Genomic DNA, 13293 nt, shown 5'->3' on the forward strand with positions numbered 1-13293 from the left:
CCGTCATGCTGAGGTGCGAGCGAAGCGAGCCTCCAAGCACGCACACGCCCGCACGCGCTTTCGCCGGCCCCGCACTTGTCCCCGCCGTCCCGATTGGCTACGTCCCTGCAGTCCCGGCGCGAGGCCGGGAGCGGCGCGTTTGAAGGCGAGACTGCCATGCACGACATCAAGTGGATCCGCGAGGAGCCAAACGGGCTCATCAACGCGCTGGTGCGGCGCGGAACGTCGTCCGAGGAAGCGAAGACGCTGGTCGACGGGCTGATCGCCCTCGACGAGACCCGCCGCTCGGGCATCGTCAAGCTGGAAGAGCTGCAGGCCCGCCGCAACGCCGCCTCGAAGGAGATCGGCGCCGCCAAGAAGGCGGGCGAGAACGCGCGAGCCGAGGCGCTGATGGCCGAGGTCGGCGCGCTCAAGAGCGACATTCCCGCGCTTGAAGAACAGGTGAAGGCGACCGAGGGCGAGCTGCACAACCGCCTCGCCGCCATCCCCAACGCCCCGCTGGCCGAGGTGCCGGAAGGCGCCGACGAGCACGGCAATGTCGAGATCGCGCTGGTCGGGCAGAAGATCGGCTTTCCCTTTGTCGCCAAGCAGCATTTCGAGATCGGCGAAGGCCTCGGCCAGATGGATTTCGAGGCGGCGGCGAAACTCTCCGGCGCGCGCTTCGTGGTGCTGAAGAACAAGCTGGCGCGTCTGGAGCGCGCGATCGGCCAGTTCTTCATCGACACCCACACCGAAGAACACGGCTACATGGAAGTGGCGCCGCCCATTCTGGTGAACGACGCCGCCATGTTCGGCACAGCGCAGCTGCCGAAGTTTAAGGACGATCAGTTCCTTGTCGGCACTGTGCTCGGCCGCGAGCACGCCTTTGGGTACGCTGGCGACCTTGGGCGACAGGGTGAAGCTGAGAGCGAAATCGTCTCGGAAGCCAAGCAGTTCGAGAATTTGGCGGGGGGCACGCATTGGCTCATCCCCACCGCCGAAGTCCCGCTGACCAATCTTGTCGCGCAGTCCATCCTCTCCGAGGAAGAGCTGCCGCTGCGCTTCACCGCGCTCACCCCCTGCTTCCGTGCCGAGGCCGGGTCGGCGGGGCGGGATACGCGCGGGATGATCCGCCAGCACCAGTTCAACAAGGTGGAGATGGTCTCCATCACCACGCCGGAACAGTCGGCCGACGAGCATGAGCGCATGCTGTCCTGCGCGCAGGCGGTGCTGAAGAAGCTCGGCCTGCATTTCCGGGTGATGACGCTCTGCACCGGCGACATGGGCTTCGCCTCGGCCAAGACCTATGACATCGAGGTCTGGCTGCCGGGGCAGAACGCCTTCCGCGAAATTTCCTCTTGCTCCACCTGCACCGATTTCCAGGCGCGGCGGATGAATGCGCGCTACCGCCCGGCGGGCGCCAAGGCGCCGCGCTATCTGCACACGCTCAACGGTTCGGGCGTCGCGGTCGGCCGGGCGATGGTGGCGATCCTGGAGAATTACCAGAACGAGGACGGCTCGGTGACGGTGCCTGACGTGCTGGTGCCCTATATGGGCGGGCTGACGCGGATCGAGAAGAACTGAGCCCTGCCCCTTGTGGCGTCATCCCGGAATCGCCCTCAGGCAATATCCGGGATCGCGGGCAGGCCGGAGGACGATCCCGGCTCTGCGCTTCGCTTCGGCCGGGATGACGTTGAACTTAAAGGCGAGGACAGATGCGTATTCTGGTGACGAATGACGACGGCATCCACGCGCCGGGGCTGGAGGCCTGCGTCCGCATTGCGCGCGCGCTTTCCGACGATGTGTGGGTGGTGGCGCCGGAAACGGATCAGTCCGGCGTGTCGCATTCGCTCTCCCTGTCCGATCCGCTGCGGCTGCGGCAGGTGGAGGAAAAGCGCTTCGCCCTGAAGGGCACGCCGACCGATTGCGTCATCATGGCGGTGCGGCACATTCTCGCCGACCACAAGCCCGACCTCGTTCTGTCAGGCGTCAATCGCGGCCAGAACGTCGCCGAGGATGTCGGCTATTCCGGCACGGTGGCCGGCGCCATGGAAGGCACGGTGCTCGGCATTCCCTCGGTTGCGCTGTCGCAGGCCTATGGCTTCGAGACCAAGAAGGCGCCGCCCTATGATGTCGCCGAGCATTGGGGTCCGCAGGTGATCCGCACCCTGCTGGAGGAGGGGATTCCGCCCGGCATCGTGGTGAATGTGAACTTCCCGAACCGCCCGGTGAACGAGGTACGCGGCATCGCCGTGACGGCGCAGGGCCGGCGCGACCAGGACCTGCTGCGCATCGACGAGCGGGCGGATGGGCGCGGAAATCCCTATTACTGGATCGCGTTTGAAAAGCGTATCTTCGAGACGGTGAACGGTTCGGACCTGCACGCGCTCGATGAGGGCTGCATTTCGGTCACGCCGCTGCGTCTCGACATGACCGACGAGCCGATGATGACCCGGCTCGCTCTGGTTTTCCCGCCGACGCCGCGCTGAGGCATGGGCCCGCCGTTCCGGACGGGGCAGGGAGGTCGCCCGTGAGCGGCGCCGACAAGAGCGAGGATCTGCAGCGCGCCGAACTGCTGCTGGCGCTGCGCAAGCGCGGGCTGCGCGAGCGGCAGGTGATGCGCGCCATGGAGCAGGTGCCGCGCGAGCGCTTCGTCGAGCCGGCCTTCCGTCCCATCGCCTGGCAGGACCTCGCTTTGCCGATCGATTGCGGCCAGACCATCAGCCAGCCCACCGTGGTGGCGCTGATGACCGAGGCGCTGGAGCTCGGCCCCTCGCACAGCGTGCTGGAGGTCGGCACTGGCTCGGGCTACCAGACCGCCATCCTTGCCAGCATCGCCGGCCATGTGGTGACGCTGGAGCGCTTCCGCACGCTGGCGGACTCGGCGGCACGCCGGCTCGCCTCGCTGGGCACCGACAATGTCGAGGTGCTGGTTGCCGATGGGCTGGAAGGCGCGCCCCAGCGCGCGCCCTTCGATCGTATCCTGCTCACCGCCGCGGTTGAGGAGGTGCCGCCGGCGCTGTTCGAGCAACTGGCCATGGGCGGCATTCTCGTCGCCCCGGTCGGCCCGCCCGAGGGAACGCAGTTTATCATGCGCTACCGGCGCGGATTGCAGGGGCTGGAGACGCGCGAACTCGGGCTGGTGCGGTTCGTTCCGATGCTGCCCGGTGTCGCAGTAGTGCTCTGAGAATGCCGGGAATCCGCCATTTTTCCTGACGTGTCGGGCCCGGCTTAAGCGGCTGTTTACCTGTACGACGCATTAATCTCCCCGAGTCCAGCGTTCGGGTGGGGTGCGATGCGTAAATTTCTGACGGCGTCCGGTAGCGGTCCCCTCATGCGGATTTCCTTCGTCGTTCTGACGGCGGGGGGAATGGCCGCGTGCAGCGCCGATTCCGCCCGGTTCAGCAGCAATCCCAACTCAAATCCATTCGCATCGTCGCCGACCTATACCGGCTCGGTTGCCGCCGCCCCGACGGGCGCGGTGCAGAGCGCGCCGATGGGTGGCTCGTCCACGGGTGGCGTGCCGCTGGCGCCGATCGGTCAGCAGACGGCGAGCGCCTACCCCGCGCCCGGCGCCGCACCGGCTCCCTATGGCGCCCAATCCCCCTACGGCGCCCCCGCCTATGGCGCTCCGGTGGCGACTGCGCCCTATGGCGCGTCCGTCCAGCCGGCCCCCACGCAGGTTGCCGCGGCTCCGACGCATCTCTCCTCGCCCGTCCCCGCCCAGCCGGGCTATGGCGGCACGCAGCCGCTTTATGGCAGCCAGCCGCAGCCTCTCGCCGCCGCCACGCCCGCCCCCGTCCGCACGCCGCAGGTCGCGGCCTCCGGCGGCTCGCATGTGGTGGCACCCGGTGAGACGCTGAGCTCCATTGCCCGCAACAACGGTCTGACGCGCAGCGAACTGGCGAACGCCAACGGCCTCGACTTCAACACCATGGTGCGGATCGGCCAGAAGCTGACCATTCCCGGCGCCGCCGGCGGGGCGGTGGTCGCCGCCGCGCCCAAGCCCGCAGTCGCCACCCCAGCGACGCCGAAGCCGACCCCGGTGGTCGCCACCGCGCCCGCGACACCAGCTGTCGCGCCGGTTGCCCAGGCGACAGCGGCCCCGAAGCCGCAGACCATCGCCGCCGTCAAGCCTTCCGAGACGCCGGATGAGATCCGCACCGCTGCCGCGGGCCCGCAGTTCCGCTGGCCGGTGCGCGGGCGCGTCATCTCGGGCTTCGGGCCCAAGCCCGGCGGTCAGCAGAATGAAGGCATCAACATCTCGGTGCCGGAAGGCACCTCGGTGAAGGCCGCCGAGGACGGCGTCGTCGCCTATGCCGGCAGCGAGCTGAAGGGCTATGGCAACTTGGTCCTCATCAAGCACGCCGATGGCTGGGTCACGGCCTATGCCAATAACAGCACGCTGGATGTGAAGAAGGGCGACACCGTCAAGCGCGGCCAGGTGATCGCCAAGGCCGGCCAGACCGGCAATGTCACCTCGCCGCAGCTGCATTTCGAGATCCGCAAGGGCTCGCAGCCGGTCGACCCCTCGCAATATCTCGCTGGTCTCTGACCGCCGCATTTCCTGGCGGGACCCGTTACCCCTTGGGCGGAGCCATGCGCTCCGCCTCACCCATCCGGCGCGACGTTAGGACCTTGGCGCCGGTCAGCGCGGGGCGGCCGGCGGTTCGGACAAGGACACGCCAAGCCGCCCCGCGACATCCTGCACATATTGCCAGGCCGTGCGGCCCGAACGCGCCCCGCGCGTGGTCGACCATTCCAGCGCCTCCTGCCGCAGCGTCTCCGGCGCGATGGGGATGGCGAAATGGGCGATGTAGCTGTCGATCATCGCGAGATAATCGTCCTGGCTGCATTTGTGGAAGCCCAGCCACAGACCGAAACGGTCGGAGAGCGAGACTTTCTCCTCCACCGCCTCGCCGGGATTGATCGCGGTCGAGCGCTCGTTCTCCACCATTTCGCGCGCCAATATGTGGCGCCGGTTGGAGGTGGCGTAGAAGATCACATTCTCCGGGCGCCCCTCAATGCCGCCTTCCAGCACGGCCTTCAGCGATTTGTACGAGGTGTCATCGGCGTCGAAGGACAGGTCGTCGCAGAAGATGACGAATCGGAACGGGGCCGGCCGCACCAGGCTCATCAGCGCCGGCAGTGTCTCGATGTCCTCGCGATGGATCTCCACCAGTTTCAGCGGCGGCTTGCCGTCGCGCGCCATCTCGGCGTTGACCGAGGCATGGGCGGCCTTGACCAGCGAGCTCTTGCCCATGCCGCGCGCGCCCCACAGCAGGGCGTTGTTGGCCGGAAGGTCGCGGGCGAAGCGCAGGGTGTTGTCCATCAACAGGTCGCGGGTGCGCTCGATGCCCTTGAGAAGCTCCATCTCAACCCGGCTGACCCGCGGCACGGCTTCGAGCCGGCGCTCGTCGGCGTGCCAAATGAAGGCGTCCGCCTGGGTGAAGTCGGCAGTGGCAGCGCGGGCGGGGGCTAGGCGTTCGAGCGCGTCGGCGATGCGGGTGAGAACGGCGCCGAGATCGGCCGGTGTGTGGGTCATGATGGGCTCCTCCACCTGCGGGAATAGCCATTGCGGCGGCGCGGGACAAGCGGAACCGTAACGCGTGGTACGCCATAGCGCGGCTGTGACCCTCCTGCGGCCGACGGCGTTTGCATTCGGCGGGAGCGTCAGTATAGTCCGCGCCGCTTCGCCGGGCCTTTCGCCCGCCTTCGATCGACGGACAAGGAACCGACATGTTGATTACGCCCGCCTATGCGCAGGCCGCCCCCATGGGCGGCGGTACCGACATGCTGATGTCGCTGCTGCCTTTCGTGCTGATCTTCGTGATCATGTATTTCCTGATTCTGCGCCCGCAGCAGAAGAAGGTGAAGGCGCACCAGGAAATGGTGAAGAGTGTCCGTCGCGGCGACACCGTCGTCACCTCGGGCGGGCTGATCGGCAAGGTTGCCCGGGTGATCGACGACAGCGAGATCGAGCTGCAGGTGTCGGAGGGCGTGAAGATCCGCCAGCTGCGCAGCATGATCTCCGAGGTTCGCGCCAAGGGCGAGCCGGCCAAGGAAGATACCGAGTCCTGAGCGCTGACCTCTTGCGGCCGTAACCGCTAGGGCGGCCGGAAGGAACCCCATGCTTTACTTCTCGAAATGGAAGGCGTTCGCGATCCTGGCGGTCTCGGCCATCATCTGTTTGATGGCCGTGCCCAGCCTGCTGTCGCAATCCGCCTATGACAGCCTGCCCAGCTTCCTCCAGCGCAAGATCGTGCTGGGCCTCGACCTTCAGGGCGGGTCCTACATCGTCCTGCAGGTCGACGCCCAATCCGTGCGCAAGATCCGCCTTGAGCAATTGCGCGACGACGCGCGCCGCGTGCTGCGCGATGCCAAGATCGGCTATACCGGCCTCGCCATCCAGGGTGACGCGGTCGAGGTGCGGATCCGCGACGGCCAGGATGTCGAGGCGGCGCTGACCCAGTTGCGTACGCTGGCTCTGCCGATCGGCGGCGCCATGTCGACCGCCGGACAGCTCGACACCGATGTCTCGCGCGATGGCAACACCATCGCACTGGCGCCGACATCGGCCGGCGTCCAGTCGCGCACCATCCAGGCGGTGTCGCAGTCGATCGAGATCATCCGCAAGCGTATCGACCAGCTCGGCACCACCGAGCCTTCGATCCAGCGCCAGGGCGCTGACCGTATCCAGGTGCAGGTGCCTGGCTTGCAGGACCCCTCGCGCCTCAAGGCCCTTCTCGGCCAGACGGCGCAGCTGACCTTCCGCCTCGTCGACAACACGATGAGTCCGCAGCAGGCGCTGCAGGGCCGCGCGCCGGCCGGCACCGAGGTTCTCACCTCTCAGGGCAACCCGCCGGTTCCCTATCTGATCGAGCAGCGCGTGCTGGTCGCGGGCGAAGACCTCACCGACGCGCAGCCGGGCTTCGACCCGACGACGCGCGAGCCGGTCGTCACCTTCCGCTTCAACACCAATGGCGCCCGCCGCTTCGCCGAGGCGACGCAGGCCAATGTCGGCCGGCCCTTCGCCATCATCCTCGACAACCACGTCATCTCGGCGCCAGTCATCCGCGAGCCGATCCTCGGCGGCTCTGGCCAGATCAGCGGCAATTTCACCGTGCAGGAAGCGAATGACCTCGCCATCCTGCTGCGTGCCGGTGCCCTGCCGGTGCCGCTGCAGGTGGTGGAGGAGCGCACGGTCGGGCCGGGCCTTGGCGCGGATTCGATCCGGGCAGGCCTCATCGCCTCGATCGTCGGCGCGACGCTGGTGGCGCTGTTCATGGTGGCGACCTACGGCCTGTTCGGCGTCATCGCCAATATCGCAGTGGCGATCAATGTCGGCATGATCTTCGGCCTGCTGGCCATGCTCGGGGCGACGCTGACCCTGCCTGGCATCGCCGGCGTGGTGCTCACGGTCGGCATCGCGGTGGATTCCAACGTGCTGATCTATGAACGCATCCGCGAGGAGGCGAGGGCAGGGCGTTCGGCGATTTCGGCCATCGATGCCGGCTTCTCCCGCGCGCTGGCGACGATCCTCGATTCCAACATCACCACCTTCATCGCGGCGGCGGTGCTGTTCTATGTCGGCTCCGGCCCGGTGCGTGGCTTCGCCATCACCTTCGGCATCGGCATCATGACCACCGTCTTCACCGCCTTCACGCTGACCCGCCTTATGGTGGCGCTGTGGGTGCGCTGGCAGCGCCCCCAGCGCGTGCCGATCTAAGAAAGGCGAGCATTTCCATGCGTCTGCTCCGCATCGTTCCGGACGACACGACTTTCGACTTCATCCGCTTCCGGCGGATCAGTTTCCCGATCTCGGCCCTGCTGTCGATCGTGGCGCTGGTGGCGTTCTTCACCATGGGCCTGAATTTCGGCATCGACTTCAAGGGCGGCACGCTGCTCGAAGTGCGCTACGCCAACAACACGCTGAACATCGGCGATGTCCGCTCCCGCCTGGAATCGCTCGATCTGGGCGAGGTGCAGATCCAGGAGATCGGCGGCGACGGCGAGGTGCTGATCCGCGTCGCTCAGCAGCCGGGTGGCGAGCAGGCCCAGCAGGTGGTGGTCGGCAAGGTGCGGGCGGCGCTCGGCGAGGGGGTCGAATACCGCCGCATCGAGGTGGTCGGCCCGCGTGTGTCGCAGGAACTGCTCAGCTACGGCATTGTCGGGCTGATGATGGCGGTGTTCTGCATCCTCATCTATCTGTGGTTCCGCTTCGAATGGCAGTTCGCGCTCGGCGCCTCGATCGCCAATTTCCACGACATCGTGCTCACCATCGGGTTCATGGCGATCTTCCAGATCGACTTCGACCTGACCAGCGTCGCCGCCCTGCTCACCATTCTGGGCTACTCGCTGAACGACACCATCGTCATCTATGACCGCATCCGCGAAATGCTGCGGCGCTACAAGAAGATGCCGACGGAAGAACTGCTGAACGCCTCCATCAACTCCACCCTGTCGCGCTCGGTCATCACCCATGTGACGGTAACGCTGGCGCTGCTGGCGCTGGTGCTGTTCGGCGGCCGGGCGATCCACTCCTTCTCGGTGACGATGATGTTCGGCGTGGTGCTGGTGGGCACCTATACCTCTATCTTCATCGCCTCGCCGCTGCTGATCTATCTCGGCGTCTCGACCCGGGCGATGGCGGAGAAGGCGGAGAAGGAAGCCAAGAGCGCCAACTCCAAGGCGGAACGCCTCGCGCCGTGAGCGCGGGCGAGCCGAAGCGGGGGAGGGGCTGATGGCGACGCCGGATGCCCATCTTCCTACTCAGGTGCCGATCGACGGCTATGCGCGCGGCGCGTTCCACTTCGCCGGCATGGCGTCGGCCGGCTCGATCCTGGCGCTGCCGTCCGGCATCCACGCCTGGGCGCCGCGCGTGCCTGATGAGATCGATGCGGACGCGCTGGCGCGGGTTCTCGCCGAGGCCGCAGGCATCGAACTCCTGCTGATCGGCACCGGCCCCGACCCCTGGCCGCTTCCCGACGCTTTGCGCTGGGCGCTGCGCGATGCCGGTGTCTCGGTCGATACCCTCCCTACCAGGTCAGCCGCCTCGACCTATAATGTGCTTCTGGCGGAGGGCCGTGCGGTCGCCGCCGCGCTGCTCGCGCTGCCCTGACGCCGCGCCGCCCGTCGCCAAACTTCCGGACCGCAGACATGAGCCGGCCACGCCTGACCACGGACACGGACTATTGCGCGGCGCTGGTGCGCGATCTCGATCGCGACCGCTATGTCGCCGATCTGTTCGCTCCGGCTGGGCGGCGCGGAGCGCTGTTCGCGCTACACGCCTTTAATGTCGAGGTGTCGCGGGTGCGCGAGGCGATCACCAATCCGCTGGCCGGCGAGGTGCGGCTGCACTGGTGGCGCGAATCTCTGGCCGGCGGCGCGCGCGGCGATGTGCAGGCCAATCCGGTGGCGGCAGCGCTGCTGGAGGCCATCGACACCCACTGCCTGCCGCGCGCGAGCCTGGAAGCGCTGCTGGAAGCCCGGCAGTTCGATCTCTATGACGACCCGATGCCGACGGTGAACGATCTCGAAGGCTATGCCGGCGAAACCTCCTCGGCGCTGATCCGCCTCGCCACGCTGGTACTGGCGCCGAAGGCCGGCACGGCCTCGGCGGAGGCGGCGGGCCATGCCGGGGTGGCCTATGCGGTCACGGGGCTGCTGCGGGCCTTTCCCGTCCATGCCCGGCGCGGCCAATGCTATCTGCCGCTCGATCTGCTCACCGCGCATAAGCTGACGCGCGAGGACGCGGTTTCGGGGAAGGCAGGCCCGGCGCTGTTGGAGGTGTTGGCCGTGCTGCGGGCACTGGCCCGCCGGCATTACGGTGCGGCAATGACGGCGCTGGCAGGTGTCGACCCGGCCGAATTGCCGGCCTTCCTGCCGCTGATGCTGGTGCCGGGCGATCTCGAAGCCATGGAGCGGCCGCACGACCCGTTCACGTCCGTCCCCGCGGCACCCGCGCTCGCGCGCCTGTGGCGACTCTGGCGCGGGGCGGCGGTGCTCAGAAAGGCCGTGAAGGCCCGCTGAGGCGCCGGGTCAGCCGGCGCGGTCCTTGGCGATCCGGTCGAAGGCCTGGAGGCGGGCGACAAGAGCCTCGAACTGGTTCAGCGGCACCATGTTGGGGCCGTCGGACGGGGCCTTGTCGGGATCGGGATGTGTCTCGATGAACACGCCGGCGACGCCGACCGCCACCGCCGCACGCGCCAGCACCGGCACGAATTCGCGCTGGCCGCCGGAGGAGGTGCCCTGTCCGCCGGGCTGCTGCACCGAATGGGTGGCGTCGAAGATGACCGGCGCGCCTGTCGTCTCGGCCATGATGGGGAGCGCCCGCATGTCGGTGACGAGGGTGTTGTAGCCGAAGGAAACGCCCCGTTCCGTCACCAGTACGTTCGGATTGCCGCCCTCGATCAGCTTGGCGACGACGTTCTTCATGTCCCAGGGGGCGAGGAACTGCCCCTTCTTCACATTGACGACCCGCCCCGTGGTGGCGGCGGCGATGAGCAGGTCGGTCTGGCGGCAGAGGAAGGCGGGAATCTGCAGGACGTCGACCACCTCGCCGACCGGCGCGCACTGGTCGTTCTCATGCACATCGGTCAGCACCGGCATGCCGTAGCGCTCGCGAATCTCGGCGAAGACCGGCAGTGCGGCGGAAAGGCCCATGCCGCGCGCGCCCTTGATCGAGGTGCGATTCGCCTTGTCGAACGAGGCCTTGAACACCACGCCAACATTGAGCCGGGTGGCGATCTCCTTGATCGCGGCGGCGCATTCCAGCGCGTGGTTGCGGCTTTCCATCTGGCAGGGGCCGGCGATCAGCGCCAGCGGCAGGTCATTGCCGAAGCGCACATTGCCGATGGAAACCACGGAATTGGCGCCTGAGCCGCTCATGAGATGTTCCTCGGGTAGGGCGCTGGGGTCAGACGACGCCGGCGCGCAGGATGTCGTGAATGTGGAGGATGCCGACCGGCTTGCCGTCCGCCACCGCGAAGACGACGGTGATCGGGATCGGGCGCCGGTTCATCAGCCCCAGCGCGGCGCTGGCGAGTTCCAGCGGATCGACCACGAAGGGCGAGGAGGTCATCACCTTCTCCACCGGCGTCACCAGAAGCTCGCCGCTCATATGGCGGCGCAGGTCGCCATCGGTGACGATGCCAGTAAGCCGGCCGGAACCGTCGACGACACCGCAGCAGCCGAAGCGCTTGCCGGTGATTTCGATCAGAACCTCGCTCATCGGCGTGCCGAGCCGCACCAGCGGCATTTCCGCCTCCTGGTGCATGATGTCGACCACTTTCAGCAGGCGCGCGCCGAGCTTGCCGCCGGGGTGGAACACGCGGAAATCGGAGGCCGAGAAGCCTCGGCGCTCCAGCAGCGCCACCGCCAGTGCGTCGCCAATGGCGAGCTGCATCAGGGTGGAGGTGGTGGGGGCGAGCCCGTTCGGGCAGGCCTCCTCGACGCGCGGCAGCACCAGCGCCACATTGGCGGCGCGGCCCAGCGTGCTCTCGGCGCTGGAGGTGATGGCGACCAGCGGCACGGCGAAGCGGCGCGCATAGTGCACGATATCACCGAGCTCGGCGGTCTCGCCCGACCAGGAGATGGCCAGCAGCACGTCGTCCGGCGTCACCATGCCGAGGTCGCCATGGCTGGCCTCGGCGGCGTGCAGGAACAGGGCCGGCGTACCTGTGGAGGCGAGGGTGGCGGCGAGCTTTCGTCCGATATGGCCGCTCTTGCCCATGCCGGTCACGATGACGCGGCCGCGCGCGCCCTCGATGAGCCCGATGGCGGCTTCCACCGCGTCGCCGAGTTCAACTTCGATCGCGGCGCAGAGCGCGGCCAGGCCCTTGGCCTCGATCGCCAGGGTGCGCAGCACCCGCTCGCGCAGTCGGTCGTCCCGCTGGGGCGCGGCTACGGCGGAGTTTGTCTGAGGCTGGGCGGTGCCCAAGGTGATGCTCCCTTGCTCATGGCTGCCGGGGCGCATTGCGCCCGGCCGCCCTTCAGCGCCACGCAGCGCGTCAATAAGCGCCAAACGCCCGCGATGCAATGGAGGAGCCCGCCGAGGACGAGCGGCCGATGCACGGAACCGCCGATACCAGCTGCACGTTGGGTGGCGCGGATGGCCGCGACCAGAGGGCAGAATGATGGATATGGGGCGCGGCATGGCCAGCGGCACAGGGGTCTCCGCAGGATCGACGGTCATTGAGAAGCGCAGTGAGTGGCTGTGGCGACGGCTCTCACAGGTCGCCATGGTCGCGATCGCCGTGGTGGTGGTCGGGGCGGCCCTGGTCGCCGCGCGCCCGGTGCTGGTTCCCATCGTTGCCGCCGTCATCATCGGCAGCGTGATCGGCCCGGCGATCGAGGGTCTGTCGCGCCGGGGCGTGCCGACCTGGCTCGGCTCACTGCTCATGGTCGTCGGCGTTGCCGCGCTTATCTATGGTCTCGCGGCGGCGATGGCCGCGCCGCTCGCCGACTGGACGGCGCGGGCGCCGGAGATCGGCGACACGCTGCGCGAGCGATTCGCCTCGCTGAAGCCGGCGATGCAGACCTTCGCCTCGGTATTCGAATCGATCCAGTCGATCGGCCGGGTGGCCGAGCCGCCCATGGTGGTGGAGGTGGCCGATTCGCAGATGCTGGGCAGCGTGGTGGCGCTGGTGACGCCGGTAATCGGCCAGCTCATCCTCTTTCTCGGCTCGCTGCTGTTTTTTCTCGCCGGCCGGGTGCAGATCAAGCGCCGGGTTGTGCAGGTGATGACGCCGCGCAAGACGCGGCTGGCGGCGCTGCGGGTTTTTCGCGAGATCGAGGAAAGGCTGGGCGCTTATCTGATGACGGCGACCTTCATCAATATCGGCCTCGGCCTCGCCACCGTGCTGATGACCTGGGCGCTCGGCCTGCCCAATCCCCTGCTCTGGGGCGTGCTGGCGGGCGTGCTCAACTACGTGCCCTATGTAGGCCCGGCGATCACGACCCTGATTCTGGCCATGGCCGGCATCGTCTCCTTTCCCGGCCTGCTTCCGGGCCTGCTGCCGGCGGCGGCGTTTCTGGTCATCACCAGCATCGAGGGGCAGTTTCTGACGCCGCTGATCATCGGGCGGCGGGTGTCGCTCAATCCGTTTGCGGTGTTCCTGTCCATGGCCCTGTGGACCTGGCTATGGGGGCCGGCGGGAACCTTCCTGTCGGTTCCGTTGCTCATTGCCGCCATGGCGCTTGGCGACAGCCTTCTGACGAAAAGCCGGCCGCAGCTGCCGGGGTGAGACTATTCACAGGCTGTTCACCGGCCGGACGCTGCTGCGCTTGACACCTGCGGGAGCGTGCCTTAAC

The 13293-nt window shown here is 67.7% G+C and carries 13 protein-coding genes; 10 read left to right on the top strand and 3 right to left on the bottom strand.

Annotated features, from left to right (window positions below; all coding sequences use genetic code 11):
- Nucleotides 1-156: 156 nt before the first annotated feature.
- The 4 genes from serS (at nucleotide 157) to J2S76_RS00600 (ending at nucleotide 4534) form a co-directional block, all read left to right on the top strand.
- On the top strand, nucleotides 157-1563 hold the full coding sequence (gene serS / locus J2S76_RS00585) for a serine--tRNA ligase (protein ID WP_307056542.1): 1407 nt from the start codon (nucleotides 157-159) through the stop codon (nucleotides 1561-1563).
- Between the two features lie 131 nt (nucleotides 1564-1694).
- Entirely contained in the window at nucleotides 1695-2468 is a 774-nt protein-coding gene (surE, locus tag J2S76_RS00590) for a 5'/3'-nucleotidase SurE (RefSeq protein ID WP_307056544.1), read from the top strand.
- Nucleotides 2469-2509: 41 nt separating this feature from the next.
- Nucleotides 2510-3166: a protein-L-isoaspartate(D-aspartate) O-methyltransferase gene (locus J2S76_RS00595; RefSeq protein WP_307056545.1), complete on the top strand. Its 657-nt coding sequence runs from the start codon at nucleotides 2510-2512 to the stop codon at nucleotides 3164-3166.
- A 183-nt stretch (nucleotides 3167-3349) separates the two neighbouring features.
- Nucleotides 3350-4534, top strand: a complete 1185-nt coding sequence (locus tag J2S76_RS00600) for a peptidoglycan DD-metalloendopeptidase family protein (protein WP_307056548.1) — start codon at nucleotides 3350-3352, stop codon at nucleotides 4532-4534.
- A 93-nt stretch (nucleotides 4535-4627) separates the two neighbouring features.
- Here J2S76_RS00600 and J2S76_RS00605 read toward each other — a convergent pair whose 3' ends face one another.
- Nucleotides 4628-5524, bottom strand: a complete 897-nt coding sequence (locus J2S76_RS00605) for an ATP-binding protein (RefSeq protein WP_307056550.1) — start codon at nucleotides 5522-5524, stop codon at nucleotides 4628-4630.
- Between the two features lie 194 nt (nucleotides 5525-5718).
- Here J2S76_RS00605 and yajC point away from each other — a divergent pair, with 194 nt between their 5' ends.
- The 5 genes from yajC to J2S76_RS00630 are packed head-to-tail and all read left to right on the top strand — an operon-like array spanning nucleotide 5719 to nucleotide 10011.
- Entirely contained in the window at nucleotides 5719-6060 is a 342-nt protein-coding gene (gene yajC, locus J2S76_RS00610; RefSeq protein ID WP_307056552.1) for a preprotein translocase subunit YajC, read from the top strand.
- Between the two features lie 49 nt (nucleotides 6061-6109).
- Nucleotides 6110-7708, top strand: coding sequence for a protein translocase subunit SecD (secD, locus tag J2S76_RS00615; protein WP_307056554.1), 1599 nt, complete (start codon nucleotides 6110-6112; stop codon nucleotides 7706-7708).
- A gap of 17 nt (nucleotides 7709-7725) precedes the next feature.
- On the top strand, nucleotides 7726-8691 hold the full coding sequence (gene secF / locus J2S76_RS00620) for a protein translocase subunit SecF (protein WP_307056556.1): 966 nt from the start codon (nucleotides 7726-7728) through the stop codon (nucleotides 8689-8691).
- 31 nt (nucleotides 8692-8722) lie between these two features.
- Nucleotides 8723-9100, top strand: coding sequence for an Mth938-like domain-containing protein (locus J2S76_RS00625; protein ID WP_307056558.1), 378 nt, complete (start codon nucleotides 8723-8725; stop codon nucleotides 9098-9100).
- 38 nt (nucleotides 9101-9138) lie between these two features.
- Nucleotides 9139-10011 carry a phytoene/squalene synthase family protein gene (locus tag J2S76_RS00630; protein ID WP_307056560.1) on the top strand — a complete coding sequence of 291 codons (873 nt, stop codon included), beginning with the start codon at nucleotides 9139-9141 and terminating at the stop codon, nucleotides 10009-10011.
- Between the two features lie 9 nt (nucleotides 10012-10020).
- On the opposite strand, the gene kdsA is transcribed toward J2S76_RS00630, so the two are convergent.
- Both kdsA and J2S76_RS00640 read right to left on the bottom strand, forming a co-directional pair.
- A complete protein-coding gene (gene kdsA / locus J2S76_RS00635) occupies nucleotides 10021-10869 on the bottom strand; it encodes a 3-deoxy-8-phosphooctulonate synthase (RefSeq protein WP_307056562.1) in 849 nt (282 codons plus the stop codon).
- A 28-nt stretch (nucleotides 10870-10897) separates the two neighbouring features.
- A complete protein-coding gene (locus J2S76_RS00640; RefSeq protein ID WP_307056564.1) occupies nucleotides 10898-11920 on the bottom strand; it encodes a KpsF/GutQ family sugar-phosphate isomerase in 1023 nt (340 codons plus the stop codon).
- Between the two features lie 193 nt (nucleotides 11921-12113).
- On the opposite strand from J2S76_RS00640, the gene J2S76_RS00645 reads away from it, so the two are divergent.
- A complete protein-coding gene (locus J2S76_RS00645) occupies nucleotides 12114-13226 on the top strand; it encodes an AI-2E family transporter (RefSeq protein WP_307056566.1) in 1113 nt (370 codons plus the stop codon).
- The last annotated feature ends 67 nt before the right edge of the window (nucleotides 13227-13293 follow it).

The organism is Ancylobacter vacuolatus, assembly GCF_030813595.1.
Taxonomy (GTDB): Bacteria; Pseudomonadota; Alphaproteobacteria; order Rhizobiales; family Xanthobacteraceae; genus Ancylobacter; species Ancylobacter vacuolatus.